The sequence below is a fragment of the Streptomyces sp. NPDC032822 genome (genome assembly GCF_055578825.1).
The window spans coordinates 226,181-251,776 of record NZ_JBVIOL010000010.1 but is presented as its reverse complement, the minus strand read 5'-3'; the positions used below and the strand labels follow the sequence as shown (position 1 = coordinate 251,776).

Sequence of the window (25,596 nt, the reverse complement as noted above, 5' to 3'; positions counted from 1 at the left end):
TTCCTTCTGATGCCCTTACTTCTGACGGGCCGCCCGCGTCAGCTGCTCCAGCGTCGCCGCGACGGCCGGCACCTGGGCCAGGTCGGGCAGCGTGAGCGCGACGATCTCCCGCCGGACGGCCGGTTCCAGCGCCACCGTGCGCACCCCGCGCGGCCGTACGGACTCGATAGCGAGCTGGGGCAGCACGGCGACGCCGAGACCGGCGCCCACCAGGCCGACGACCGCCGGATAGTCGTCGGTCGCGAAGTCGATGCGAGGGGTGAAGCCGGCGCCCTCGCACACCTCGACGAGCTGACCGCGGCAGCGTGGGCAGCCCGCGATCCAGGGGTCCCGGGCGAGGTCGCCGATGGCGACGGACCCGGCCTTCGCCAGCCGGTGGGCGTCGGGCACGAGGGCGACGAGCCGGTCGGTGAGCAGGGGGCGTACGACGAGGTCGTCCCACTCCTCGGCGCCCGCCGCGCCCTCGTACCGGAAGGCGAGGGCCACGTCGCAGTCGCCCTCGCGCAACAGGCCGACGGACTGCGGCGGTTCGGCCTCCTCCAGGGAGACCCGGGTGCCGGGGTGCGCGGCGCGCAGGGCGGCCAGGGCCGTCGGTACAAGGGCGGAGCTGCCGCTCGGGAAGGAGACCAGACGGACCCGTCCGGCCCGCAGGCCGGCGATGGCGGCGACCTCCTCCTCGGCCGCGGTGAGTCCGGCGAGGATTCCGGCGGCGTGCCGCACCAGCGCCTCGCCCGCCTGGGTCAGGCGCATCTCGCGCCCGGTGCGAATGAGCAGGGGCGTGCCGACGGACGCTTCCAGGGCCTTCATCTGCTGGCTGACGGCGGGCTGGGTGCAGCCCAGTTCGCGCCCCGCCGCCGAGAAGGAGCCGGTGGCGGCGACGGCGCGCAGCACGCGGAGATGACGGGCCTCGATCATCCGTCGAGCATAAGCGGGCCTTGGAGATCTCGCCCAATATTCCGTCGACACTTTGAGGCGTGGTCCCCTACCGTGCGCCCATGAAGCTTCTCTCGGTGAATGTGGGCCGCGCGCGGGCGGTGCCGTACACGAGCCAGCCGGAGGGTCTGACCGGCATCGACAAGCGGCCCGCGGACGGTCCGGTGAGGGTGTCCGCGCCCGGGCCCAAGGGGGTCGGCGGCAGCGGGCTGGCCGGCGACACGGTGTGCCACAGGCGCCACCACGGCGGCGACGACCAGGCCGTGTACGCGGTGGCGCGGGAGGACCTCGACGACTGGGAGCGCGAGCTGGGACGCCCGCTGGCCGACGGCGTCTTCGGGGAGAACCTCACCACGGAGGGCATCGACCTCTCCGGAGCGCTGATCGGCGAGCGCTGGCGCATCGGGTCGGACGTGGTCCTGGAGGTGAGCAGCGGGCGGATTCCGTGCGGCACCTTCCAGGGCCACATGGGCGAGCGGCAGTGGGTGCGGCGCTTCACCGAGAAGGGGGCGTCGGGGGCGTATCTGCGGGTGATCGAACCGGGCGAGATCCGTGCCGGGGACCCCGTCGAGATCGTCCACCGTCCCGGCCACGACGTGACGGTGGCCCTGGTGTTCCGGGCGATCACCACCGAGCGGCACTTGCAGCCGCGGCTGCTGGCGGCCGGCGAGGCACTGCACTCGGAACTGCGGGAGTCGGCGCGGGAGTACGTGGCGAAGCACGGGGCCTGACGGACGGGGCCCGGGGACCGCCCCGCGTGGGGGGACCTGCGCGGGGACCTGCGGAACGGGCCGCTGAAGTGCCCTGGTGAAGAGACCCTGTGGAGGGAGCGGGCGCGTACGGTCCGGGTCACTAACCTTGCGCCATGACAACGGCTCTCATCACGGGTTCCACCGCGGGCATCGGCGCCGCCTTCGCGCGACGGCTGGCGGCGGACGGGCACAACCTCGTTCTCGTCGCCCGCGACACCAAGCGACTGCGGGAACAGGCGACCGAACTGCACGACCGCCACGGCATCGAGGCGGAGGTCCTCACCGCCGACCTCGCCACCGACGACGGCATCGAGTCGGTCGCCGCCCGCCTCGCCGACCGCAAGAACCCGGTCGACCTGCTGATCAACAACGCGGGCTTCGGCAACAAGGGCCGCTATCTCGACGTGTCCATGGCCGACGAGTTGTTGATGCTCAAGGTGCACTGCGAGGCGGTGCTCCGACTGACGTCGGCGGGCGCGGAGGCCATGCGCGAGCGCGGGCGGGGCGGTGTCGTCAACGTCGCGTCCGTCGCCGCCTTCGTACCGCGCGGAACGTACGGCGCGTCCAAGGCGTGGGTCGTGCAGTTCACCCAGGGCGCGGCGAAGGACCTGGCCGGCAGCGGCGTACGCCTGATGGCCCTGTGCCCCGGATTCGTCCGCACGGAGTTCCACCAGCGGGCCGGGATGGGCACCGACAACATCCCGAACTGGATGTGGCTCGACGCGGACAAGCTGGTGGCGGCGGCCCTCAACGACCTCGCGCGGGGGAAGACGCTGTCGATCCCGGATCCGCGGTACAAGGCGTTGATGGGTGCGGTGAAGGTGGTGCCCCGGGGGTTGCTCGGGGGGATCACGTCGAAGACGGGGCGGAAGTACGGGCCGCAGTAGGCGGGGGCCGGAAGGCGTCCACGAGGTGCGGGACGGCTGCGGGTCCGAGGTGCGGCACCGCGGGGAGGGGCTCGATCCGCTCCCCCGGCGCGGCACTCGGACCACGAGGGCGCGGCCATTCGCCGGAGCGGCCAGGGGGACGAGGGCCGACGCGCAGGACGTCCTGATGCCGGACGGACGGGAGGCATCGGAGCGTGCCGGTGGGAGAATGGTGGTGTTCAGCCGTGCCCAGAGGGCCGGAGGCGACGTCATGACGTTCGTACGGCTCATCGGCTGCGGGACCAGCCGGTTCGACGAGATGGACCGGCTGCTGGACCCGGGGTCGAGCGGACCCGGGGGAAGCGGACCGCGACACATGCGGGACGACCTGGCACCGGTTCCGCGGTGGCGGCATCCGCGGGGATGGTGGCGGTACGACCGGGCCGGGCTGAGGGAACGACTGGGAGTACCCGGTCAGTGACCCGCGAAGGGGAAAGCCCCCGCTCCCTGAACGGAGCGGGGGCTTCTTCGTGGATGCCGGGCCCGGCGCCCAGGGCGTCGACCGGTGCGGGAACCTCTCCGGGAACCGTTCCGCCCTACTTCTCGAATCTGCCGTCCCCGACGACGACATGCGGCCGGCTGTTGATCGCGTCCGACGACCATTCCAGGATGGAGACCTCGATCGTGATCAGGCCGGCGCCGGTCACCTTCTCGGACACGTTGTGCACGTCTCCGGATCGGAGCGTGAGGCTGCGGACGGTCGACCCGTCTCGGCGTTTGAAGACGACCTGTGCCACATAGTCGGGCAGTGTGTCCCCGTCGAGTCCGACCGTCGCCTTGAATTCGGTCATGCCGGTCGGAATGGTGAAGGAAAGCGGCTTCACCTCCTTCGCGAAGGCCCCCGGCGAGAACACGATGCTCTTGGTGAGAGGAGCATCGCCGAGTTCGGTGGCCTCGTCTCTTTCGTTGTTCCCGTATCCGCCGATGGGCCCGATCTCGGTCAGATAGCGCACCCGCATGTCCGACCGGGATTCGGCCGCGGTCTCCTCGGAGTCCCCCGAATCGGACTGGTCGGGGGATTCGCCGCTGCCGTCACCGTCACCGCTCGTGACGTCCGGAACGGAATCGTCGGAATCCGCCTGTGCCAGGGGTGAATCGCTCGCGGATTCCGGCGTCCCGGACGGGTCCGAACCGCCCGAACCGTCCGCACACTCGGCACCGTCCACGCACAGCTTGCCGTCCCGTCCGGCGTGCTGGCTGTAGTTGTTGGTCTCACCGCAGGCGGCCGTCACGGACACCAGCAGACACACGAGAGCGGAACCACGGACCGCTCTTCTCCAGATACGCATTTCCCCTGCCTCGATCACCCCGGGCCGCATGAGTGCCGCCATCGCCTAGCACTTCGCATTGACGCAGACAGTGCCGTCCCTGCCGGTCTTCTGGTCCACGCTGGTGCCGTCCGACGCCATCCAGCCGGTGATGAGCGCCGCGGCGATCACGGCCAGCGCTCCGAGCACGGCGACCACGATCGCGACCTTGTGGTCGTTGGTCCAACCCGCCATTCGACCAACCTTCCTATGACAAAGGGAGGTTGATGGTGACACAGGTGTGACGGTGATCACTGGGGAATTCCGGACGTATGTGGTCCTGTGGCACGCTCGTTACAGGGCGGGGCAGGGCAGGACAGACGTCCGGACGCGGCGAGGCCCGGCGCTCCCCCTGCGGGGAGGCCGGGCCTCGGTTACGGCGTACCGACGCGGTGCGTCAGTGGGAGTGCCCGTGGCCGTGACCACCGGCGGCCGGCTCCTCCTCTTCCTTCTTCTCGACGACCAGGGTCTCGGTCGTGAGGAGGAGGGAGGCGATGGAGGCGGCGTTCTCCAGGGCGGAGCGGGTGACCTTGACCGGGTCGATGACACCGGCCTTGACCAGGTCGCCGTACTCGCCGGTCGCGGCGTTGAAGCCCTGGCCCTTGTCGAGCTCGGCGACCTTGGCGGTGATGACGTAGCCCTCGAGGCCGGCGTTCTCGGCGATCCAGCGCAGCGGCTCGACGACCGCGCGACGGACGACGGCGACACCGGTGGCCTCGTCGCCGGTCTTGCCCAGACCGCCTTCGAGGACCTTCGCGGCGTGCACCAGAGCGGAGCCACCACCGGAGACGATGCCCTCCTCGACCGCGGCGCGGGTCGCGGAGATGGCGTCCTCCAGACGGTGCTTCTTCTCCTTCAGCTCCACCTCGGTGGCGGCGCCGACCTTGATCACGCACACGCCGCCGGCCAGCTTCGCGAGGCGCTCCTGGAGCTTCTCGCGGTCCCAGTCGGAGTCCGTGTTCTCGATCTCGGCCTTGATCTGGGCGACGCGGCCGACGACGTCCTCGTGGTTGCCGGAGCCGTCGACGACCGTGGTGTCGTCCTTGGTGACCGTGACGCGGCGGGCGGAGCCCAGCACCTCAAGGCCGACCTGGTCGAGCTTGAGGCCGACCTCCTCGGAGATGACCGTGGCGCCGGTGAGGACGGCCAGGTCCTGGAGCATCGCCTTGCGGCGGTCGCCGAAGCCGGGGGCCTTGACGGCGACCGCGTTGAAGGTGCCGCGGATCTTGTTCACGACCAGGGTCGACAGGGCCTCGCCCTCGACGTCCTCGGCGATGATCAGCAGCGGCTTGGAGGCGCCGGCCTGGATGACCTTCTCCAGCAGCGGCAGCAGGTCCTGGATGGAGGAGACCTTGCCCTGGTTGATGAGGATGTACGGGTCCTCCAGGATGGCCTCCATCCGCTCCTGGTCCGTCACGAAGTACGGCGACAGGTAACCCTTGTCGAAGGCCATGCCCTCGGTGAAGTCCAGCTCCAGGCCGAAGGTGTTGGACTCCTCGACGGTGATGACACCGTCCTTGCCGACCTTGTCCATCGCCTCGGCGATGAGCTCGCCGACCTGCGTGTCCTGGGCGGACAGCCCGGCCACGGCGGCGATGTCGGACTTCTCGTCGATCGGCCGGGCGGTCGCGAGGAGCTCCTCGGAGACCGCGGCGACGGCCGCGTCGATGCCCTTCTTCAGAAGGGCGGGGGAAGCGCCGGCGGCGACGTTCTTCAGGCCCTCGCGTACGAGCGCCTGGGCGAGCACGGTGGCGGTGGTGGTGCCGTCACCCGCGATGTCGTTGGTCTTGGTCGCCACCTCCTTCACCAGCTGGGCACCGAGGTTCTCGTACGGGTCGTCGAGCTCGACCTCGCGGGCGATGGTGACGCCGTCGTTGGTGATGGTGGGTGCGCCGAACTTCTTGTCGATGACGACGTTGCGGCCCTTGGGGCCGATCGTCACCTTGACCGTGTCGGCAAGCTTGTTGACGCCGCGCTCGAGGGCGCGACGGGCGTCCTCGTCGAACTTCAGGATCTTCGCCATGGGAGCGGTTCAGCCCTCTCGGAAAACGTGGGTGAAACGAACTGCGCCCCGGCCGCCCGGCTTCATATGGTCGCGGGAACCCGGGGCGCAGCTCACAAGCAGATGTGCTTGAGGTGAATTACTTCTCGATGATCGCGAGCACGTCGCGGGCCGAGAGGACGAGGTATTCCTCGCCGTTGTACTTCACTTCGGTGCCGCCGTACTTGCTGTACAGCACGATGTCGCCGACGGCGACGTCGAGCGGAAGACGGTTACCGTCCTCGAAGCGGCCCGGGCCCACGGCCAGGACGACGCCCTCCTGGGGCTTCTCCTTGGCCGTGTCCGGAATGACCAGGCCAGAGGCCGTGGTCTGCTCGGCGTCGAGCGGCTGGACCACAATGCGGTCCTCAAGCGGCTTGATGGCAACCTTGGAGCTGGTGGTCGTCACGATCCGACCTCCCCCTTCGGAGATCTCACGGGGTTAACTGTCTGAGGTGGCGACCAGGTGGATCCGTCGTCGCGGGTGCCGGACCTGCCCGTCGCTAGTTGGCACTCTCCTAGGGGGAGTGCCAGACCCGAGACTATGACTGCGATTAGCACTCGGTCAAGCGGAGTGCCAATCCTGTGCGGCGCGGCGACCAGGTTTCCGGCAAGGACCGGAGGCGGAGGCTAGACGTAGTCCTCCAGGCGCCCCACCGTCAGTCCCCTCCGCTGGATCTCCCGCAGCAGCCGCGTCGTGCGCTCGGTGAGGGTGTCGTCGGCCGGCTCACCCGAGGGCACCGAGACGATGTCGCCCGGGCGCAGCCGGGGTTCGCCTCCGGTGAAGGTCAGGTCGCCGTTCTCCGCGGCGGCGCGCCACAGGACGACCGCGGCGAGGCCGCAGTCGCCGGCCGCGCGGCGGGTGGTGGTGTCGTAGGTGCCGTAGGGCGGGCGGAAGAGGCGGGGGCGGATGCCGAAGCGGGAGCGGAGTTTGTCCTGCTGGCCGCAGATCTCGGCGCGCTGGCCGGCGTACGGCAGTCCACGCAGCGCCGGATGGTCGAGGGTGTGGTTCTGGATGCTCGCGCCGACCGACTGGAGGCGCGCGAAGTGGCCGTACCCCGGTCCGACGACGCTGTCGGTGAGGAACATGCTGACCGGGAGCCGCAGTTCGCGGACGAGGTCGACGAACCGGGGGTCCTTCTCGGCGCCGTCGTCGTAGGTGAGGAAGACGACCGGGTCGGGGGTGCGGACGCGGTCGAGGACGGGCGGGAGTCCCCGGCCCGGAGGGCGCGTGGCGGGGGGCCGGGCGGGCGGCTTCGGGGCGACGGCCAGGGGGGCCGTGAGCCCCCAGCGGCGGTACGGCCGCTCGCCCGCGCCCTCCGAGCCGTACGACCCGGGCCGCTCGCCCGCCCCGCTCGGACCGTGCGACACCGCCCGCGCGGCCTTCTTGCCGAGCCGTTCGATGGGGTCGACGGACTGGGCGCAGCCGGCGAGGAGCGCGGTCACGAGGATCAGTTGCAGGGCCGCCGGCGTCCGCCGCCGCAGCCGTACGCACCCGGGCCCCCACCGCCTCACAGGTAGTCCTCCAGGCGGGCCACGGCGTACCCCTCCTGCGTGATCTTGTTCAGGAAGCGGCGGACCATGTCGGGCATCGTGCCCTTCCAGTCCTCCCGGCCCCGGAAGTGGCTGAGGACGATGTCACCGGGGTGGATCTTCCGGTCCCACTCGCGGTACTCCCAGTGGTCGACGAAGACCTCCTCGTTCCACAGGGGCGCGTACCGGACGCCGCAGGACTTCGCGGCGCGCAGGCTGTCCTCGTTGTAGTTGCCGAAGGGCGGGCGGAAGAGGGTGGGGCGGGTGCCGTAGCGCTTCTCGATCACGTCCTGCATGCCACAGATCTCGTGCTTCTGGCGGGCGTACGACAGTCCGGGCAGGTAGGGGTGGCGGAGGGTGTGGTTGTTGAGGGTGACCCCGCCGGCCTGCATCTTCTTGAAGTAGCCGTAGTCCTCCTTGACCAGGTAGTCGCTGAGGAAGGCGGTGTACGGGATCCGTAGCTCGCTCATCATCCGCAGGAACGCGGGGTCCTTCTCGGCACCGTCGTCGATGGTGAGGAAGACGACCTTCTGCCGGGTCGGGATCGTGGTGAAGACCGGTGGGAGGCTCTCGTGGCCGTCCACCTCGAAGCCCTTGCGGGTGGTGATCCTCGGCTTGACGGCAGGAGGGCTCGGCGGGGTGAGCGGCAGGCTCTTCAGGCCCCAGCGTTTCGCGGCCACCACCCTGGCCCTGTGTGCGGCGCGCGCCTCGGCGGCCCTGGCCTCCTTCCGGGCCGCCTCGCGGGGCTGCTGGCCGGCGGCCGGCCGCACCTCGGGGCCGCCGTCCCGCGCACAGCCGGCGAGGAGGGACACCACGGCGAGCAGGGCGACACCGGCACCGCCACACACTGCCGAAAAGGACCGCTTCTTATCTTTTTGTCCTACCGTTCGCATGGTGCCGGATCCTCGCAGGACGCCCCCGCGAACCCCGGCCGACACCGCCACCGGCGGCACACCGTCCACCGACTGGCCCACAATGAGCCGGTGAACGACCTCGCTCCGCTCCTCACCCCCGAAGGCCGCGCCCTCCTCGACGCCGTGCGTGCCACCGCCCCCGCCGACGAACTCGCCGTCGCCACCCGGCTGCGCCGCGAGCATCCCGCCGCCCTGGTCTCCGCGGCGCTCGGGCAGGCCCGGCTGCGGCAGCGGGCGGCGGCGAAGTTCGACGCTCAGGACGCCGGGCGGATGTTCTTCACGCCGAACGGGGTCGAGCAGTCGACGCGGGCGAGCGTGGCGACGTACCGGGCCGGGTGCTTCGCGGCACTGGGGGTGCGGTCCGTCGCCGACCTGTGCTGCGGGATCGGCGGGGACGCCATCGCGCTGGCGCGGGCGGGGATCCGGGTGCTCGCGGTGGACCGGGATCCGGCGACGGTCGCGGTGGCGCGGGCCAACGCCGAGGCGTTGGGGCTCGGCGAGCTGATCGAGGTGCGGGAGGCGGACGTGACGGACGTGGACACCGGCGACTACGACGCCGTGTTCGTCGATCCCGCACGACGCGGCGGACGCGGCCGGATCTTCGACCCCGAGGCGTACTCGCCCCCGCTGTCCTGGGCCGTCCGGGCCGCTCGTACGGCGTCCCGCGCCGCCGCGCTGAAGGTCGCCCCCGGCATCCCGCACGAGGCCGTCCCCGCGGAGGCCGAGGCCGAGTGGATCTCGGACGGCGGAGACGTGAAGGAAGCCGTGCTGTGGTTCGGGACCGGGAGGCCCGCCGGGGGCGTCCGGGCGACCCTGCTGCCGGGCCCGCGGACCCTCCTCGGCCGGGGCCTGCCCGACCCCCGGGTCCGCCCCGTGGGCCGGTACCTGTACGAACCCGACGGCGCCGCCATCCGCGCCCACCTGGTCGCCGAGGTCGCCGAGGAGCTCGACGGCGGGCTCGTCGACGAGACCATCGCGTACATCACGTCCGACGGACTGCGGCCGACCCCGTACGCCTCCGCCTACGAGATCACCGATCAACTCCCTTTCAACGTGAAGAAGTTGAGGGCGCTGCTGCGGGAGCGGCAGGTCGGCATCCTGACCGTGAAGAAGCGGGGGTCGGCGGTCGAGCCGGAGGAGCTGCGGCGGAAGGCGCTGCCCAGATCGAACGGGCCGCACTCGGCGACCGTGTTCCTGACCCGGGTCGCCGGGGCGCCGACCATGCTGCTGGGGCACCCGGCCTGATCAGGACTCCGCCGCGCGCCCGAGCAGCAGCTCCCGTTCCCGCGCGTTGCCCGTCAGCTCCGCCGCCCGGACGAACTCGGCCCGCGCCTCCTGCCCGCGCCCCAGCCTCAGCAGCAGGTCTCCGCGCACGCTCGGCAGCAAGTGGTAGTCGCGCAGGGCCGGTTCGGCGGCCAGGGCGTCCACGATCTCCAGCGCCGGGCCCGGACCGTCCGCCATCGACACGGCGACCGCGCGGTTGAGTTCGACGACCGGGGAGGGCGTGCGGACGGCGAGCAGGCCGTACAGGGTGGCGATGGCCCGCCAGTCGGTGTCCTCGTAGGAGTACGCCGTCGCGTGGCAGGCGGCGATGCCCGCCTGGAGGGCGTACGGGCCCGGGGCGCCGGCCGCCGTGGCGTCGGCGCGGTCGAGGGCGGTGATGCCGCGGGCGATGAGCATGCGGTTCCAGCGGCGGCGGTCCTGGTCCTTGAGGAGGACGGGCTCGCCTGCCGGGCCGGTGCGGCCGGCCGCGCGGGAGGTCTGGAACTCCAACAGGGCGGTCAGGCCGTGGACTTCGGGCTCCTTCGGCATCAGGGCGGACAGCACGCGGGCCAGCCGCAGGGCGTCCTCGCACAGTCCCGGGCGCAGCCAGTCGTCGCCGGCCGTGGCGGCGTACCCCTCGTTGTGGATCAGGTAGATGACGTCGAGGACGGAGCCGAGGCGGGCCTCGCGGTCCGGTCCGTACGGCACTTCGAAGGCGATGTTCTTCGTGGCGAGGGTCCGCTTGGCGCGGACGATGCGCTGGGCGACGGTCGCCTCCGGCACCAGGAACGCGCGGGCGATCTCGGGGGTGGTCAGGCCGCCGAGCAGGCGCAGGGTGAGGGCGGTGCGGGCCTCGGCCGACAGGACCGGGTGGCAGGTGGTGAAGACCAGGCGGAGCAGGTCGTCGTCGATGTCCTCGGGGTCGGCGGGCTCCTGGGGCGGGGCCGTGTCCGACAGGTCGCGGCCGATCTCGGCGAGCTTGCGGGCGTAGTTCTCCTTGCGGCGGATCAGGTCGACGGCACGGTGCCGGGCGGTGGCCGTGAGCCAGGCGCCCGGGTTGTCGGGCACCCCCTCCCGGGGCCACCGTTCCAGGGCGGCGACCAGCGCGTCCTGGGCCAGTTCCTCGGCGATGCCGACGTCCCGGACGATACGGGCGACGCCGGCGATGATGCGGGGCGCCTCGATGCGGAAGACCGTCTCGACGGCCGTGCGCGGGTCGGCGGTGGGCTGTGGGGTCACAGCCCACCATCAGACACCCGCGGGAGGCTGCCGCCAAGGAGGGATCAGCCCTCGGCGATCTCCCGCACCTCGCAGGTCACCGTCCAGTGCTCCTCGTGCACCTTCAGGAACCGCTTGGTCCACTCGACGGCCTCGGCCTGGTCCTTGGCCTGGACGATCGCGTAGCCGCCGACGACCTCCTTGGACTCGGTGAACGGCCCGTCCGTGACCGACAGTTGCCCGCCCGCCCAGTGCACCCGCGTGCCCTGCGCGGCCGGCGTCAGCCCTGCCGTGTCCAGCATGACGCCGGCCTTCGTCATCTCGTCGAGCAGCTCGCCCATCCGCCGCATCAGCTCGGGGCTGGGGCCCTCGGCGGGGGCGGTGGACTCGTCGATCCGGACCAGGGAGAGATAGCGCGGCATGGTGCCCGCCTCCTTGTGCGACGGGGCCGGGCTGTTCCCGGCCTCTCACCCCTGCGTCGATCGGGACGGGCCCGGATCGACAGCCTCGACGGAATCTCTTCGAGATTCTTTCCGCCGCCCCCGTCCGCGCCCCCGACCGGCCCCGGCCTACGTCCCGCCCCTACCGCAGCGCGCCCCCGAACCCCGCCTTCGCCCCGCTCACCCCGAGCGCCTTCCCGCCGAGCATCCGGGCCCCGCCGGTCGCCACCCCCGCGGGCCGCCCCCGCAGGACGTAGACCCGCCCGTCCCCGGCGTTCTCCCCCACCGCGGCGGCAGCCAGGTCGGCGTACCCGTCGTCGTCGGTGTCGAGGAGGCGGAGGGCGCTGCCGAAGGTGTCGCCGGACTCGGCGGTGCCGGGGACGCCCGGGGTGTCCTCGGTGAGGAGCTGGGCGCCGGTGCCGGTCGGGCCCGAGCGGCTGCCGTGCAGGACGACGACCGCGCCCGCCTCGTCCTCGTACCCGAGCTCCTTGCCGGTCGCGCCGACGGCCACGTCGTCGATGCCGTCGCCGGTGAGGTCGCCGACGGCCAGGGTCCGGCCGAAGCCGTCGTTGGTCTCGGCCGTCCCCGGCACGCCCGGGGTGTTCTGGGAGTACGACGTCCAGTCGTCCTCGGGTGTCAGTCCGGCGGCCGAGCCGGGGGCGACGGTGAGCGCCCCGGCGTCGTCGGCGGTGGAGCCGATGAGGAAGTCGTCGTACCCGTCGCCGTTCACGTCGCCGAACGCGACCGCCCCGGACTCGGCGGGGATCGTGTCGGTCGCGTCGGTGAGGCCGGCCGGGGAGCCGGTGTAGAAGCGGGTGCAGGAGCCTCCCTCGCCGCAGTAGAGGTGCAGGGCGAGTTCGTCGCGTCCGTCGCCGTTCACGTCGCCGGTGGCGCCGCCCTGGACGTCGTAGTACTTGAGGTGTGCGGGGTCCAGGGGGGTCTTGCGGGCCGGGGTGCCGGAGCGGGTGAGCGGGCCGGTCCAGACGGTGCCGGTGCTGCCGACGGGGTCGTCGCCCATGGCGCGGTCGGTGCGGAACAGGGCGAGGTCGAGTCCGCCGTCGCCGTCGAAGTCGCCTGTCTGGGTGTTGGTGGCGGGGACGGACGTGCCGCCGGTGAGGCCCTTGCGACCGCCCCAGACGATCGTCGCGTCGCCGTTGCGCCGGGCGAGCCCGACGACGAGGTCCGCGTACCCGTCGCCGTTCAGGTCGCCCTTGGAGAGCTGGGCGCCGAAGCCCTGGTCGGCCACGGGGGCGCCCGGGATGCCGGCCGTGGCGCGGCTGATGACCGTCCGCCGGCTCGCGGCGGAGAGGCCCCGCGGTCCGCCGTGCAGGACCGTCACGTACCCGGCGGCCTTCCGGCCGCCCACGGTGGCCCCGGCGGCACCGATGGCGAGGTCCGGATAGCCGTCGCCGTCGAAGTCGTCATGGACCGGGGCGGACCTGGCGTCCGCCGGGCGGTCCGGCAGCTCCGGCGGGAGCCCGCCCAGCGCGAGCAGGCCCGCGACGAGCGGCACGGTCCAGGGGGTGGACGAACGCAGCAGCACCACGGGAAAACCCCCTCACGACGGCGACGCCCTCACCGGACGAGACCCGCGAACCCCCCTGACGGTTGCCTCAGCGCAGCGATTCCCACAGTTCGCTCGCCTCCGGCTCGTCCGCCACCACCCGGTTCGGGTCCGAGGGGGCCGCCACCACCGGCATGGTCACCGTCTTCACCTGGTCCGACGACAGGCCCTTGAGGCTCTCGCCGAGGCGCGTCAGCTCGGTCAGCGAGTCGAGGCCGGTGTCGGTGGTGAGGCTGCCGGTGACCGCGTCGGCGACCCGGTAGAGCCGGGCCGGGTCGGAGAGCAGGTTCGTCGAGGCGATCTGTTCCAGCAGCGCCTTCACCAGCTTCTGCTGCAGGCCTATGCGGCCCAGGTCGCTGCCGTCGCCTATGCCGTGCCGGGTGCGGGCCAGCGCGAGGGCCTGCTCGCCGTCGAGTTCATGGGTCCCGGCGTCCAGCTTCAGGTGGCTGTCGTCGTCGTCGATGTCCTCCTCGGTGGTGACGGTGACCCCGCCGAGCGCGTCGACGAGCTGCGCGAAGCCCGCGAAGTCGATCTCGATGTAGTGGTCCATGCGGACGTCGGTGATCGCCTCGACCGTCTTGACCGCGCACACCGGCCCGCCCACCGAATAGGCGCTGTTGAACATCGAGTGGTACGACACCGCCGTCGATCCGCCGGACGACAGCGGGCAGGACGGCCGGGTGACGAGCGTGTCGCGCGGGATGCTGACCACGGTGGCCTCGGTGCGGCCGGCGTCGAGGTGCACCACCATCGCGGTGTCGGAGCGGGCGCCGGAGCTGTCGCCGCCGCCGAGGGCCTGGTTCTCCTTGCCGCTGCGCGAGTCCGAGCCGAGGACCAGGATGTTCAGTGCCCCGGTGGGCAGCGGGGAGGCCGACGCGGTACCGGACGGGGCCGGGGCCCTCACGGCCTTCGCCGGGCGGTCGTCACCGAGCGCGTTGTTGATGTCGACGCTCTTGATGTTGCTGTTGAGGTGCCAGTACGCCCAGCCGGCCGCGGCGACACCCAGGACCAGCGCGCCCGCGAGGGTGAGACCGGCGGCCTTGAGCGCTCTCGACCGCCGGTCTCTTCGTCCGCCCTCGCCGTTCTCCATGTCTCCGGTCACGCGAGGAACGTATGTGTGAATTATTAGGAGAATGTTAGGTCGGGGGACGAGAGACGCTTTTCTTCGGAAAATCTCACCTTTCTCAGGCCCCGGTCACTCGCCCCGGTCACCCCAGCGTCACCACCGGCACCGGGTTGCTCCCGCTCCACGACCCGTTGAACCCGAAGGTCACCGACCCGCCGTCCGGCACCGTCCCGTTGTAGGAGGCGTTGGAGCAGCTGACGGCCGACCCGGACTGGGCGCAGGTCGCGTTCCAGGCCTGGGTGAGCCGCTGGCCCGCGCCGTACGTCCAGCCGACCTTCCAGGACGACAGCGCGGCCCTGGAACAGGCGATCGTCACCTGCCCCGTGAAGCCGGTGTTCCACTGGCTGCTCACGCCGTAGCTGGCCGTGCAGGCGCCCGTCGGCGGGGTCGTGGTCCCGCCGAGCGCCACGGCGATGGCGTCGTACGCCGGTTTCGGCGCGAAGTTCTCGTCGTACGGGGTCGCCGCGCCCTGCCCCGGGAAGGTCGAGGGGATCCAGGAGTCGGAGTCGGTGAAGCCCCACACCGTGACGCCGACGCACCGGGCCACCGCCACACAGGCGCCGACGACCGCCTTGTAGTCGGCGGCCTGCTGGGTCAGCTTCGCGCTGTCCGAGGGCAGCTGCATCCGGATGTCCAGCTCGGTGATCGCCACGTCCACGCCGAGGTCGGCGAAGCGCTGGATGTTCTGCTGGAGGGTGGACGGCACCTGGCCGAGGATGAGGTGGGCCTGGAGCCCGACCCCGTCGATCGGGACCCCGCGCTCCTTCAGGGACCTGACCAGGTTGTACAGGGCGGTGCTCTTCGCGTTGACACCCTCGACGTTGTAGTCGTTGATGTACAGCTTGGCGGCCGGGTCGGCGGCGCGGGCGGCGGTCAGGGCCTGGGCGATGTAGTCGGCGCCGAGGCCGTTGTACCAGAGGGTCTGGCGGTAGGTGCCGTCCTCGTTGAACGGCTCGTTGACCACGTCCCAGGTGGCGAGGCGGCCCTTGTAGCGGCCGACCTCCAGCGCGATGTGGTCCTTCATCAGGCCGCTCAGCTCGGCGGCGGTCCAGGTGCCGTTCGCCAGCCAGTCCGGGTTCTGGCTGTGCCAGACCAGGGTGTGGCCGCGCACCTGCTGTGCGTTGGCCTCCGCGAAGGCGACGATCTGGTCGGCCTCGGTCCAGTCGAGACTTCCCCGGCTCGGCTCGACCGAGCCCCACTTCATGGCGTTGCCGGGGGTGAGCGCGTTGAACTCGCGAGCGGCGATCTCGCCGTAGGTGCCGGTGAGTTTGGATCCGGTGACCGCCGTGCCCATGACCTTGCCCTTGGCTTCGGCGAGGTCCCGGAGGGGTTCGTCGGCGGCGCTCGCCACCGGCGCCGCGACCAGCAGTACGAGGCCGCTCAGGAGGGAGACGAGGGACAAGCCGGTTCTCAGAGATCTCATTGCGGGTGCCTCCGAAAGTTTCGGCCGTGCAACCGATTGACTTCGGAGGAGTGTGAGGGTGCTCACCCCACCCGTCAACACCTCATCTTCCGGCCACGGCCGTACTGCTGCGCACCACCAGGCTCGTGGCCAGTTCCACCCGGGTCGCCGCCGAGGTCGCGTCCTGCCGCCCGAGGTCGAGAACCAGCTTGGCGGCGGCCTCCGCCATCTCCGTCAGGGGCTGTCGTACGGTCGTCAGCGGCGGCCCCACCCAGGGCGCGACCGGCAGATCGTCGAAGCCGACCACGCTGAGGTCCTCCGGGATCCGGAGCCCCAGTTCCCGCGCGGCCTCGTACAGTCCGAGCGCCTGGAGGTCGTTGCCGGCGAAGACGGCGGTGGGCCGGTCGGGGCGGCGCAGCAGTTCCAGGCCACGCCGGTAGCCGGCCTCGTGGTGGAAGTCGCCGGCCGTGATCAGCTCGGGGTCGACCGGCAGCCCGGCGGTCTCCAGGGCGGCCCGGTACCCGTCGACGCGGGCGCGGCTGCACATCATCCGGGACGGCCCGCTGATCGCGCCGATCCGGGTGTGGCCCAGCTCGACGAGATGCCGGGTGGCGGCGAGGCCGCCCTGCCAGTTGGTGGCACCGATCGAGGGCACGTCGGCCCCCGGGTCACCGGCCGGGTCCATCACCACGAACGGGATGGAGCGGCTGCCCAGCAGGGCCCGCTGCGACTCGTCGAGCCCGGACAGCACCAGGATCACGCCGTGCGGCCGGCGGGCGGCGACCTGGTCGGCCCAGGTCCGCCCGGGGGTGAGCCGCCCCGCGCTCTCGCTCAGCACGACACTCAGCCCGGCGTCCCGGGCCACGTTCTCCACACCCCGGATGACCTCCATCGCCCAGGCGCTCTCCAGCTCGTGGAAGACCAGGTCGATCAGGGGGGAGCGGCTCGCCTCGGCACGCCGGCGCCGGTAGCCGTGTGCGCGCAGCAGCCCCTCCACCCGGCTGCGGGTCGCCGGGGCGACATCCGCCCGTCCGTTGAGGACCTTCGAAACTGTCGGTGCCGAGACGCCGGCCTCGCGGGCGATCTCGGCGAGGGTCGCGGTCTGCGCGGACCGTCCTGCCGACGGGGATGTCGTCCGTGTTTCACCGGGCTCCGAGGGTGTCATGGCGGCGATCGTATCCCTGCGCGACCTCTTGACGAACCCCTCTCACCGCCCTAGGTTCCCAAAACATTCGAATGACATCTCGAAACATTCGCGAGAGGGCCCTCCACCCCGACAGGAGTTACATGACCACCGCCCCCTGGCGTGACCCCGCCCTGCCCGCCGCGGCCCGCGTCGACGACCTTCTCTCCCGGATGACCCTGGAGGAGAAGACCGCCCAGCTCTACGGCGTATGGGTGGGCGCCACCACGACCGACGGCGGCGAGGTCGCCCCCCTCCAACGCGAGATGACCGCCGACTTCGACTGGGACGAGCTGATCACCCACGGCCTCGGCCAGCTCACCCGTCCCTTCGGCACGGCCCCGGTGGACCCGGCGCTGGGCGCGCAGGCACTGGCCCGCGCCCAGCGCCGTATCACCGCCGCCGGCCGCTTCGGCATCCCCGCCCTCGCCCACGAGGAGTGCCTGGCCGGCTTCACCGCCTGGCGGGCCACCGCCTACCCGGTCCCCCTCGCCTGGGGCGCCACCTTCGACCCCGGCCTCGTGGAGGAGATGGCCCGCCGCATCGGCCACGACCTGCGCTCGGTCGGCGTCCACCAGGGCCTCGCCCCGGTCCTGGACGTCGTACGCGATCCCCGCTGGGGCCGGGTGGAGGAGACCATCGGCGAGGACCCGTACCTGGTCGGCACGGTCGGCGCCGCCTATGTGCGGGGCCTGGAATCGGCCGGGATCATCGCCACGCTCAAGCACTTCGCCGGGTACGCCTCCTCGGCGGGCGCCCGCAATCTGGCCCCCGTGCGGGCCGGTGTCCGCGAGTTCGCCGACGTCACGCTCCCGCCGTTCGAGATGGCCCTGCGGGAGGGCGGTGCCCGCTCGGTGATGGCCGCGTACACCGACACGGACGGTGTGCCGGCCTCGGCGGACCCCGCACTGCTGACCGAACTCCTGCGCGGGCAGTGGGAGTTCACCGGAACGGTGGTCGCCGACTACTTCGGCGTCGGCTTCCTGCAGACCCTGCACCGGGTGGCGGGAAACCCGGCCCAGGCGGCGCACGCGGCGCTGGCGGCGGGCATCGACGTGGAGCTCCCGACCCTCAAGTGCTACGGCGAACCGCTCCTGGAGGCGGTACGGGCGGGCGAGGTCCCGGAGGCCCTGATCGACCGGGCGGCCCACCGCGTCCTGCTCCAGAAGTGCGAACTGGGCCTGCTGGACGAGGACTGGACCCCGGAACCGGCCGGCCGCATCAACCTCGACTCGGTGGCGAACCGCGCACTGGCCCGCCGGCTCGCCGAGGAGTCGGTGGTCCTGCTGGACAACCCAGACGGCCTGCTCCCGCTGGCCCCGGACACCAGGATCGCGGTGGTCGGTCCGAGGGCGGCGGACTCGCTCGCGATGCTCGGCTGCTACTCCTTCCCCTCCCACGTCCTCACCCACCACCCCGAGGTGCCGACGGGCATCGACATCCCCACCCTCCTGGACTCGCTGCGCGCCGAACTCCCGGACGCCAAGGTGACGTTCGCGCAGGGCTGCGGGGTCTCGGACCCCGACACCTCCGGCTTCGAGGAGGCGGTGGCCCGCACGGCCGAGGCGGACCTCTGCGTGGCGGTGCTGGGCGACCGGGCGGGCCTCTTCGGCGGCGGCACCTCGGGCGAGGGCTGCGACGCGAGCGACCTCCGGCTCCCGGGCGTCCAGGCCGAGTTCCTCGACACGCTGGTGGCGACCGGCGTCCCGGTGGTCCTCGTGCTCCTCACCGGCCGCCCCTACGCGCTGGGCCGCTGGGCTGGCCGGCTCGCCGCCGTCGTCCAGGCGTTCTTCCCCGGGGAGGAGGGCGGCCCGGCGGTGGCGGGAGTGCTGTCGGGCCGCGTCAACCCCTCGGGCCGCCTCCCGGTGAGCGTCCCGCGCGACCCCGGCGGCCAGCCGTGGACGTACCTCCAGCCGCCGCTGGGCCTGCGGGCGGAGGTGAGCAACCTGGACCCGACCCCGCTGTACCCCTTCGGACACGGGCGCGCGTACACGGAGTTCGCGTGGGAGGAGTTCGAGGGAACGCCTTCCCGGATCACCACGGACGGCACCCACGACCTCTCGCTCACCGTCCGCAACACGGGCGACCGGGCCGGCGCGGAGGTCGTGCAGCTGTATCTGCACGACCCGGTGGCGTCCGTGACCCGGCCCGACGTCCGCCTGATCGGCTACCGGCGGCTGGCGTTGGAACCCGGCGAGGCCCGCCGCGTCACCTTCCACTTCCACACCGACCACTCGGCCTTCACCGACCGCACCGGCCGCAGGGTCGTCGAACCGGGCGCGCTGGAACTGCGGTTGGGGATGTCGAGCGCGGACATCCGCCACACGGCCCGGCTCGACCTCACCGGCCCGGTAAGGGAGTTGGGCCCGGACCGTCGCCTGCGCTGCGAGACGGAGGTGTCGGAGGTGGGGTGACCGGCACCGGGGGTGCGGAGGCACGGGCGCGCGGAGCACGAGGGGTGCGAGGGCAGGGGCAGGCGCCGCTGTGCCCGCGCGGTGTCAGTCCGCGTCCACCGACTCGAACCGCCACCGATGCACCGCGCGGGCGACCAAGTCGTCGTCCGGCTCGGGCAGTTCGGGCAGTTCGGCGTCGTAGGCCGCGTCCCACCAGGTGATGACCAGCACCCGGTCCCCCGGCGCCCGGAGGGTCTCCCGGCGCAGGGGCTCCCGGGCAAGTTCGCGCGCCCGCGCCCAGGCGAGCAGTTCCCCGCCCCGCCCCTCGACCGCCCGCGCCTCCCACATCAACGCGACCGTCACGAGTAGAGGTTCTCCTTGCCGACCTCGTGCACATGGTCGTGGCCGTGGTCGTGGGAGTGGCCCGGCACGTGCGGTTCGGTCACCGGCAGGGACGAGTCCGCGGACAGGTCCCAGCCGGACGCCGGCCGGTTCCGCGCCACCATCTCCGCGCCCAGCGCGGCCACCATCGCCCCGTTGTCGGTGCACAGCTTCGGCCGCGGTACCCGCAGCCGGATCCCGGCCGCCTCGCAACGCTCCTGGGCCAGCACCCGCAGCCGGGAGTTGGCGGCGACCCCGCCGCCGATCATCAGGTGGTCGACGCCCTCGTCCTTGCAGGCCCGGACCGCCTTGCGGGTCAGCACGTCCACGACCGCCTCCTGGAAGGAGGCCGCCACGTCACGCACCGGCACCTCCTCACCGGCCGCCCGCTTCGCCTCGATCCAGCGGGCCACGGCCGTCTTCAGACCGGAGAAGGAGAAGTCGTACGCCGCGTCGCGCGGGCCGGTCAGACCGCGCGGGAACGCGATGGCCTTCGGGTCGCCCTCCTTCGCGTACCGGTCGATGACCGGGCCGCCCGGGAAGCCCAGGTTCAGCACCCGGGCGATCTTGTCGAAGGCCTCGCCGGCCGCGTCGTCGATGGTCGCGCCCATCGGGCGGACGTCGGAGGTGATGTCGGACGACAGCAGCAGCGAGGAGTGGCCGCCGGACACCAGCAGTGCCATCGTCGGCTCCGGCAGCGCCCCGTGCTCCAGCTGGTCCACGCAGATGTGCGAGGCCAGGTGGTTGACGCCGTACAGCGGCTTGCCCAGCGCGTAGGCGTACGCCTTCGCCGCCGAGACGCCGACCAGCAGCGCGCCCGCGAGCCCCGGACCGGCGGTGACGGCGATGCCGTCCAGGTCCCGCGGGCTCACCCCCGCTTCCTTCAGCGCCCGCTCGATGGTCGGGACCATCGCCTCCAGGTGCGCCCGGGAGGCCACCTCCGGCACGACCCCGCCGAAGCGGGCGTGCTCGTCGACGCTGGACGCGATGGCGTCGGCCAGCAGGGTGGTGCCCCGGACGATGCCGACACCGGTCTCGTCGCAGGAGGTCTCGATCCCCAGGACCAGGGGTTCGTCAGCCATGGATCTCGGTTCCTTGTACGCCGGTGACGGATGGGGCGGGGTCGGTCCGGCGCATCACCAGGGCGTCCACGTTGCCCGGCTGGTAGTAGCCGCGTCGGAAACCGATGGGGACGAAGCCGTAGCGCTCGTAGAGCTTCTGGGCGGGCAGGTTGTCGACCCGGCACTCCAGCATGACCTCGGCGCATTCGAAGGCGGTGGCGGCCCGCAGCAGTTCGGTCAGCAGCCGTCCGCCGAGGCCGGTGCCCTGGCGGTCGCGGGCGACCGCGATGGTCTGGACGTCGGCCAGGTCCCCGGCGGAGGCCAGACCCGCGTATCCCACGAGCCGGTCGCCCTCCTGGGCCACGAGGTATCGCCGGGTCGCCTCCGCGCCGCGCGCGTGGGCCAGCTCGGACCAGAACATCCCGCGCGACCAGGCGTCCTCGGGAAAGAGGTCGCGCTCCAGTTCCAGCACGGGATCGATGTCCCACCAGCGCATCTCGCGCAGTCGGGGCGTCACGGTGTCGGTCGCGGTGTCGGTCACTTGGGGGTGACCACCTTGTAGTTCTTGGGGACCTGGGCATCGGGCCGGCGCAGATACAGCGGCCGGGGCGCGGGGAGTTCCTCGCCGGCGGCCAGTCTCCCGGCGGCCAGGGCCGCGAGGGCGGCGGCGGACACGTGCTCGGGTGCGTGGGCGCGCGGGAAGCTGTCCGGGTAGAGCAGCGCGCCCGCGCCGACGGCCGGCAGCCCGGCCACCCGGTCGGCGATCTCGGCGGGCCGGTCGACGGCCGGCTCGGTGAGCCGGGTGCGGGAGTCGGCGTAGGTCGCCCAGTAGACCTCCTTGCGCCGGGCGTCGGTGGCCACGACGAAGGGGCCCTGCTCGATGTCGGCCGCGTACGCGAGGCCGTCGAGCGTGCACACGCCGTACACCGGGACACCGAGCGCGAGCCCGAACGTGTCGGCGGTCATCAGCCCGACGCGCAGACCCGTGTACGGACCGGGCCCGGTCCCTACGACGATCCCGGTGACGGCGTCGATCTTCAGCCCGGCCTCGGCGAGCACGCGGTCGACGGCCGGCAGCAGCAGCTCGCCGTGCCGGCGCGCGTCCACCTGGCTCGACGAGGCGATGACGTCCGTGCCGTCGTGGAGCGCGACGGTGACGGCGGGGGTGGCGGTATCCAGAGCGAGCAAGAGCACGCAAACAGCCTACGGCTCCCACGCCCCGGGCACGGCCGTCCAGGTCAGGTGGTCGCCTGCTGCTACGGTCGCGGCAAAGCGGGACGTACCGCACGAGCTACACGAGGCATGAGGTGGACGACGGTGGCAAGCAGCAGCTCGGCAATCGTGACCGGGCTCACCGTGGCGGCCGTGGTGACGGTCGGGTTCCTCGGCTACCAGGCCTCGGCGAGCGTCCCGGCCTCGCTCGGCAGGGCGGTCGGCGGCGACTCCCCCACGGCGGCCACCTCCAAGGCACCCCGGAGCACCGTCGACCCCACCGCGCTGCCCGGCGGCTCCGGTACGGGTGAACGGGTCGTGTACTCGGTGGACGACGACCGGGTGTGGCTGGTCGGCCCCGGGAACAAGGTGAGCCGCACCTTCGAGGTCACCCCGGGCACCGTCGACCCGCCCCCGGGGACCTACGCGGTCACGTCCCGCTCGAACACGGTCATGGGCACCGACGGCACCCCCATCGAGCACGTCGTGCGCTTCACCGGCGTGGACGGCGTGGCGATCGGCTTCAGCGCGGCCGTCGGGGGCTCCGCGCCCGCCACGGCCCCGGCCGCCAGGACGGGCGGCATCCGGGAGTCCCGGGCGGACGGCGACGCGATGTGGGACTTCGCGACGATCGGCGAACGGGTCGTGGTGATCCGCTGAGACCGGCGGGACCCGCTCAGGCGGCCTTCCGCGGGCAGGTCTGCTCGGCGTGCGGAAGGCCCGTCCCCGGGTCGGGCAGGCGCGGCGGCGTGGACACGGCGTGGGCGGCGGCGCAGGACGCCAGCAGGTCACGCATCGACACTCCGGCGACGACCGGGCCAGAACGCGGCTCCGGCCTGTTCTCGGTAGCCGACATGGACGCCTCCTGAAGATCGGGGGCGGGCGTGGTTAGGTAGACCTAACCACGATCTGGGTACCATGTGACCACGGCGAAGACGCGAAACGCAATATCTTGCCGACGTCTTGTCGGAACGCGCCCGGGTGAGGTCCACGGACGTCGGTCTCCGTTCACGCCGACAGCACGCTCAGGTCCACCGCCGCCCACCGCTCGCCCAGCCCGGTCAGCGTCACGTGCCGCACCTCGTCCGTGGTGTCGCCGACGGCCCGGTGGATGACGAGCGCCAGCCGGTCCTCGGTCAGCTCCTCGACCTTGCCCTCGCCCCACTCCACGACGATCACCGAGTCGGACAGCGAGACGTCGAGGTCGAGGTCCTCCATCTCGTCGAGACCGCCGCCGAGCCGGTACGCGTCGACATGCACCAGGGGCGGCCCGTCGCCCAGCGACGGATGGACCCGGGCGATCACGAAGGTCGGGGACGTCACGGCCCCCCGGACGCCGAGCCCCTCGCCGAGCCCGCGGGTCAGCGTCGTCTTGCCCGCGCCCAGCTCACCGGTGAGCATCACGAGGTCCCCGGCGCGCAGCAGTGGGGCCAGGCGGCGGCCCACCTCGCGCATCTGCTCGGGGGAGGTGACGGTCAGCTCGGTGTCAGCCGGGTCGTGCGGCGCTGTCGGTGCTTCCATAACCGCCCACGGTAGCTCCTGCCGGTACGGCACCCGCCCTGGTGAGCAGGTCGGCGAGGCGGTCGGTGACGGCCTCCGGGTGTTCCAGCATGACCAGATGCCCGGCGTCCGGCACGAGCACCAGCTCGGCGTCCGGCAGCAGGTCGGCGATGGCCTCGCTGTGCTCGCTGGGCGTGACGAGGTCGCCGACGCCGGCCAGCACGAGCACCGGCAGTTCCCCGAAGTGGGCGAGGGCCTCGGTCTTGTCGTGGTCGTTGAACGCCGGGTAGTACTCGGCGACCACGTCGATCGGTGTGCTCTCGATCATCCGCTCGGCGAACCGGGCGACGGCGGGGTCGACGTCCCGGGACGCGAAGGAGTAGCGCTTGATGACGCCGGCGAACAGGTCGGCGGTGGCCCGGCGCCCCTTCTCCACCAGGGCGGCCTGCTGTCCCAGCGCCTTGAGCACGCCCGGCAGCACCCGCCGTACGGCGTTGACGCCCGCGACCGGGAGCCCGAAGTTGACCTCGCCGAGCCGTCCGGAGGACGTTCCGATCAGCGCGACCGCGACCACCCGTTCACCGATCAGCTCGGGGTACTGGTCGGCGAGGGCCATGACGGTCATGCCGCCCATCGAGTGCCCGACCAGCACCAGCGGGCCGTCCGGCGCGGCGGCGTCGATCACGGCCTTCAGGTCGCGGCCGAGCTGCTCGATGGTGACGGGCACGTCGTCCTGCACCTGGGACACCCCGCGCGCGGACCGGCCGTGGCTGCGCTGGTCCCAGTGCACGGTCCGGACGACACCCCGCAGCGCGGCGCGCTGGAAGTGCCAGGAGTCCTGGTTGAGGCAGTAGCCGTGACTGAAGACGACGGTGACGGGCGCGGGTGCCTTGCGGCCGAAGAGGCGCCGGCGCCGGGGGCCGAGGGAGGCGGCGGCGGTGTCCGGGTCGATGTCGTCGACCTCGTAGTACAGCTCGGTGCCGTCGTCGGCGTACGCCTTGCCGGGGGTGCCGCGCAGTGAGCCGTAGGGGCCGGTCGAGTCGAGCGCGAGCCGTGCCTTCTGCCGTATGCCGCGGCCGACGGTGAGCCGCTCGATGGCCACGCCGGCGGCCGCGCCCGCGGCGACCACCCCTATCGCGGCACCCGCGATGCCGGTCGCCCGCCGCCAGCTGCCGCCCGCCGCCGCGGCGGAGGCGACGGCCGCGACGGCCTCCGCGCTGCTCTCGCTCACGAACCGCTCCTCTCGGCTTGTTCCTCGTTCACATAGACGCGGGGAACGCGCGTTCCGATGCGGGTGACGATTTCGTACGCGATGGTTCCCGCGGCCTGTGCCCAGTCCTCGGCGGTGGGCTCGCCGCGGTCGCCGGGCCCGAAGAGCACGGCCTCGGTGCCCGGTTCGGGCTCGTCGCCCCCGAGGTCGACGACGAACTGGTCCATCGCGACCCGTCCGGCGACCGTGCGCCACTTGCCGGCGACCAGCACCGGGCCGGTGCCGGAGGCGTGGCGGGGGACGCCGTCCGCGTAGCCGACGGGGACGAGGCCGAGGGTGGTCTCGCCGGGGGTGACGTAGTGATGGCCGTAACTGACGCCGTGCCCGCCCGGCACGTGCTTGACCAGGGCGACGGACGCCGACAGCGTCATCACCGGCCGCAGTCCGAGGTCCGCGGGACCGCCGATCTCGGGGCTCGGCGAGATGCCGTAGATCGCGATCCCGGTCCGGACGAGGTCGAAGTGGGAATCGGGAAGGGTGAGCGTGGCCGGCGAGTTGGCGATGTGCCGCACCTCGGGCCGCACGCCCCGCGCCTCCGCGTCCGCCACCATCTCGCGGAAGCGGGTGAGCTGGGCGGCGATGGAGGGGTGCCCGGGCTCGTCGGCGCAGGCGAAGTGCGACCAGAGCCCGGTGACCCGGATCAGCCCGGCCCGCTCGGCGAGCAGTGCCTCGGCCACCAGCTCCGCCCAGTCCTCGCCGGGCTGGCAGCCGTTGCGCCCCAGCCCGGTGTCGGCCTTGAGCTGCACGCGCGCGGGGGCATGCGCCCCGCGGGCCGCCTCGGTGACCTCCCGCAGCGCCCACATCCCGCTGACGGCCACGTCGAGACCGGCGTCGATGGCCGCCCGCCAGGGTCCGCCGGGCGTCCAGAGCCAGCACATGATCCGGACGTGCTCCGGCAGTCCGGCGGCGCGCAGCGCGAGCGCCTCCTCCGGGGTGGCCGTGCCCAGCCAGGTCGCCCCCGCCTCGACGGCGGCCCGGGCACACGGCACCGCCCCGTGCCCGTACCCGTCGGACTTCACCACGGCCATCAGGGCCGCCCCGCCCGCACGGGCCCGCAGGCTCCGCACGTTGGCGCGCAGCGCGGCGAGGTCGATCGCGGCGCGGGCCCGCAGCGGGGCGGTAGGGGCAGGTGCTGTCTCATTCATGGCGCCCCCAGTGTCTCAGAGGGGTCGGACAG

The 25,596-nt window shown here is 72.5% G+C and carries 26 protein-coding genes; 5 read left to right on the top strand and 21 right to left on the bottom strand.

All coding sequences use genetic code 11. From position 1 onward, the window contains the following. Positions 1-15: 15 nt before the first annotated feature. Positions 16-915: a LysR family transcriptional regulator gene (locus tag ACZ5VD_RS27915; protein WP_468547597.1), complete on the bottom strand. Its 900-nt coding sequence runs from the start codon at positions 913-915 to the stop codon at positions 16-18. 80 nt (positions 916-995) lie between these two features. On the opposite strand from ACZ5VD_RS27915, the gene ACZ5VD_RS27910 reads away from it, so the two are divergent. Beyond that, complete coding sequence (locus ACZ5VD_RS27910; protein ID WP_468547598.1) at positions 996-1,664, top strand: MOSC domain-containing protein; 669 nt, start codon at positions 996-998, stop codon at positions 1,662-1,664. 134 nt (positions 1,665-1,798) lie between these two features. Next, complete coding sequence (locus ACZ5VD_RS27905; RefSeq protein WP_468683661.1) at positions 1,799-2,572, top strand: SDR family NAD(P)-dependent oxidoreductase; 774 nt, start codon at positions 1,799-1,801, stop codon at positions 2,570-2,572. Positions 2,573-3,147: 575 nt separating this feature from the next. Here the strand turns inward: ACZ5VD_RS27905 and ACZ5VD_RS27900 are convergent. The 6 genes from ACZ5VD_RS27900 to ACZ5VD_RS27875 form a co-directional block, all read right to left on the bottom strand. After that, entirely contained in the window at positions 3,148-3,900 is a 753-nt protein-coding gene (locus tag ACZ5VD_RS27900) for a hypothetical protein (protein WP_468547600.1), read from the bottom strand. A 45-nt stretch (positions 3,901-3,945) separates the two neighbouring features. Continuing rightward, positions 3,946-4,113, bottom strand: coding sequence for a hypothetical protein (locus ACZ5VD_RS27895; protein ID WP_468547601.1), 168 nt, complete (start codon positions 4,111-4,113; stop codon positions 3,946-3,948). A gap of 202 nt (positions 4,114-4,315) precedes the next feature. Continuing rightward, complete coding sequence (gene groL / locus ACZ5VD_RS27890) at positions 4,316-5,941, bottom strand: chaperonin GroEL (RefSeq protein WP_468547602.1); 1,626 nt, start codon at positions 5,939-5,941, stop codon at positions 4,316-4,318. Positions 5,942-6,059: 118 nt separating this feature from the next. Next, positions 6,060-6,368, bottom strand: coding sequence for a co-chaperone GroES (groES, locus tag ACZ5VD_RS27885; protein ID WP_171145943.1), 309 nt, complete (start codon positions 6,366-6,368; stop codon positions 6,060-6,062). A 221-nt stretch (positions 6,369-6,589) separates the two neighbouring features. Beyond that, a complete protein-coding gene (locus tag ACZ5VD_RS27880; protein WP_468547845.1) occupies positions 6,590-7,444 on the bottom strand; it encodes a polysaccharide deacetylase family protein in 855 nt (284 codons plus the stop codon). Between the two features lie 26 nt (positions 7,445-7,470). Continuing rightward, on the bottom strand, positions 7,471-8,385 hold the full coding sequence (locus tag ACZ5VD_RS27875; protein ID WP_468683659.1) for a polysaccharide deacetylase family protein: 915 nt from the start codon (positions 8,383-8,385) through the stop codon (positions 7,471-7,473). Positions 8,386-8,475: 90 nt separating this feature from the next. Here ACZ5VD_RS27875 and ACZ5VD_RS27870 point away from each other — a divergent pair, with 90 nt between their 5' ends. Then, a complete protein-coding gene (locus ACZ5VD_RS27870; RefSeq protein WP_468547604.1) occupies positions 8,476-9,651 on the top strand; it encodes a THUMP-like domain-containing protein in 1,176 nt (391 codons plus the stop codon). Here the strand turns inward: ACZ5VD_RS27870 and ACZ5VD_RS27865 are convergent, their stop codons facing one another. The 6 genes from ACZ5VD_RS27865 to ACZ5VD_RS27840 form a co-directional block, all read right to left on the bottom strand. Further along, positions 9,652-10,908: an RNA polymerase sigma factor gene (locus ACZ5VD_RS27865; protein WP_468547605.1), complete on the bottom strand. Its 1,257-nt coding sequence runs from the start codon at positions 10,906-10,908 to the stop codon at positions 9,652-9,654. Between the two features lie 44 nt (positions 10,909-10,952). Continuing rightward, complete coding sequence (locus ACZ5VD_RS27860) at positions 10,953-11,309, bottom strand: YciI family protein (protein WP_468547606.1); 357 nt, start codon at positions 11,307-11,309, stop codon at positions 10,953-10,955. A 160-nt stretch (positions 11,310-11,469) separates the two neighbouring features. Next, on the bottom strand, positions 11,470-12,873 hold the full coding sequence (locus ACZ5VD_RS27855) for a VCBS repeat-containing protein (RefSeq protein ID WP_468683658.1): 1,404 nt from the start codon (positions 12,871-12,873) through the stop codon (positions 11,470-11,472). Positions 12,874-12,940: 67 nt separating this feature from the next. Then, positions 12,941-13,981, bottom strand: a complete 1,041-nt coding sequence (locus ACZ5VD_RS27850; protein ID WP_468683706.1) for an LCP family protein — start codon at positions 13,979-13,981, stop codon at positions 12,941-12,943. Between the two features lie 118 nt (positions 13,982-14,099). Beyond that, positions 14,100-15,440, bottom strand: coding sequence for a glycoside hydrolase family 10 protein (locus ACZ5VD_RS27845; RefSeq protein WP_468683657.1), 1,341 nt, complete (start codon positions 15,438-15,440; stop codon positions 14,100-14,102). Between the two features lie 82 nt (positions 15,441-15,522). Further along, positions 15,523-16,584: a LacI family DNA-binding transcriptional regulator gene (locus ACZ5VD_RS27840; protein WP_468547609.1), complete on the bottom strand. Its 1,062-nt coding sequence runs from the start codon at positions 16,582-16,584 to the stop codon at positions 15,523-15,525. Between the two features lie 122 nt (positions 16,585-16,706). Here ACZ5VD_RS27840 and ACZ5VD_RS27835 point away from each other — a divergent pair, with 122 nt between their 5' ends. Next, positions 16,707-19,016: a beta-xylosidase/alpha-l-arabinosidase gene (locus ACZ5VD_RS27835; protein ID WP_468547610.1), complete on the top strand. Its 2,310-nt coding sequence runs from the start codon at positions 16,707-16,709 to the stop codon at positions 19,014-19,016. A gap of 84 nt (positions 19,017-19,100) precedes the next feature. Here the strand turns inward: ACZ5VD_RS27835 and ACZ5VD_RS27830 are convergent, their stop codons facing one another. From ACZ5VD_RS27830 to tsaB, 4 genes are read right to left on the bottom strand one after another with little or no spacing between them, the layout of a single operon-like run. Next, positions 19,101-19,358: a hypothetical protein gene (locus ACZ5VD_RS27830; protein WP_468683656.1), complete on the bottom strand. Its 258-nt coding sequence runs from the start codon at positions 19,356-19,358 to the stop codon at positions 19,101-19,103. Continuing rightward, positions 19,355-20,458 carry a tRNA (adenosine(37)-N6)-threonylcarbamoyltransferase complex transferase subunit TsaD gene (tsaD, locus tag ACZ5VD_RS27825; protein WP_468683655.1) on the bottom strand — a complete coding sequence of 368 codons (1,104 nt, stop codon included), beginning with the start codon at positions 20,456-20,458 and terminating at the stop codon, positions 19,355-19,357. The genes ACZ5VD_RS27830 and tsaD overlap by 4 nt, the downstream gene beginning before the upstream one ends. After that, positions 20,451-20,933 (bottom strand): ribosomal protein S18-alanine N-acetyltransferase, encoded by a 483-nt coding sequence (gene rimI, locus ACZ5VD_RS27820; protein WP_468683705.1) that lies wholly within the window; start codon positions 20,931-20,933, stop codon positions 20,451-20,453. Before rimI ends, tsaD begins: the two co-directional genes overlap by 8 nt. Before the next feature lie 41 nt (positions 20,934-20,974). Beyond that, positions 20,975-21,631 (bottom strand): tRNA (adenosine(37)-N6)-threonylcarbamoyltransferase complex dimerization subunit type 1 TsaB, encoded by a 657-nt coding sequence (gene tsaB, locus ACZ5VD_RS27815; RefSeq protein WP_468547613.1) that lies wholly within the window; start codon positions 21,629-21,631, stop codon positions 20,975-20,977. Positions 21,632-21,754: 123 nt separating this feature from the next. Here tsaB and ACZ5VD_RS27810 point away from each other — a divergent pair, with 123 nt between their 5' ends. Beyond that, complete coding sequence (locus ACZ5VD_RS27810) at positions 21,755-22,309, top strand: hypothetical protein (protein ID WP_468547614.1); 555 nt, start codon at positions 21,755-21,757, stop codon at positions 22,307-22,309. A gap of 16 nt (positions 22,310-22,325) precedes the next feature. Here ACZ5VD_RS27810 and ACZ5VD_RS27805 read toward each other — a convergent pair whose 3' ends face one another. The 4 genes from ACZ5VD_RS27805 to alr form a co-directional block, all read right to left on the bottom strand. Then, positions 22,326-22,505: a hypothetical protein gene (locus ACZ5VD_RS27805; protein ID WP_468683654.1), complete on the bottom strand. Its 180-nt coding sequence runs from the start codon at positions 22,503-22,505 to the stop codon at positions 22,326-22,328. Positions 22,506-22,657: 152 nt separating this feature from the next. Beyond that, the gene (tsaE, locus tag ACZ5VD_RS27800) at positions 22,658-23,170 is read right to left on the bottom strand and encodes a tRNA (adenosine(37)-N6)-threonylcarbamoyltransferase complex ATPase subunit type 1 TsaE (protein WP_468547616.1); all 513 of its coding nucleotides are present in this window, start codon (positions 23,168-23,170) and stop codon (positions 22,658-22,660) included. Continuing rightward, complete coding sequence (locus ACZ5VD_RS27795; RefSeq protein ID WP_468547617.1) at positions 23,136-24,380, bottom strand: alpha/beta fold hydrolase; 1,245 nt, start codon at positions 24,378-24,380, stop codon at positions 23,136-23,138. The genes tsaE and ACZ5VD_RS27795 overlap by 35 nt, the downstream gene beginning before the upstream one ends. Further along, positions 24,377-25,564 (bottom strand): alanine racemase, encoded by a 1,188-nt coding sequence (gene alr / locus ACZ5VD_RS27790; RefSeq protein ID WP_468683652.1) that lies wholly within the window; start codon positions 25,562-25,564, stop codon positions 24,377-24,379. Before alr ends, ACZ5VD_RS27795 begins: the two co-directional genes overlap by 4 nt. Positions 25,565-25,596: the final 32 nt, after the last annotated feature.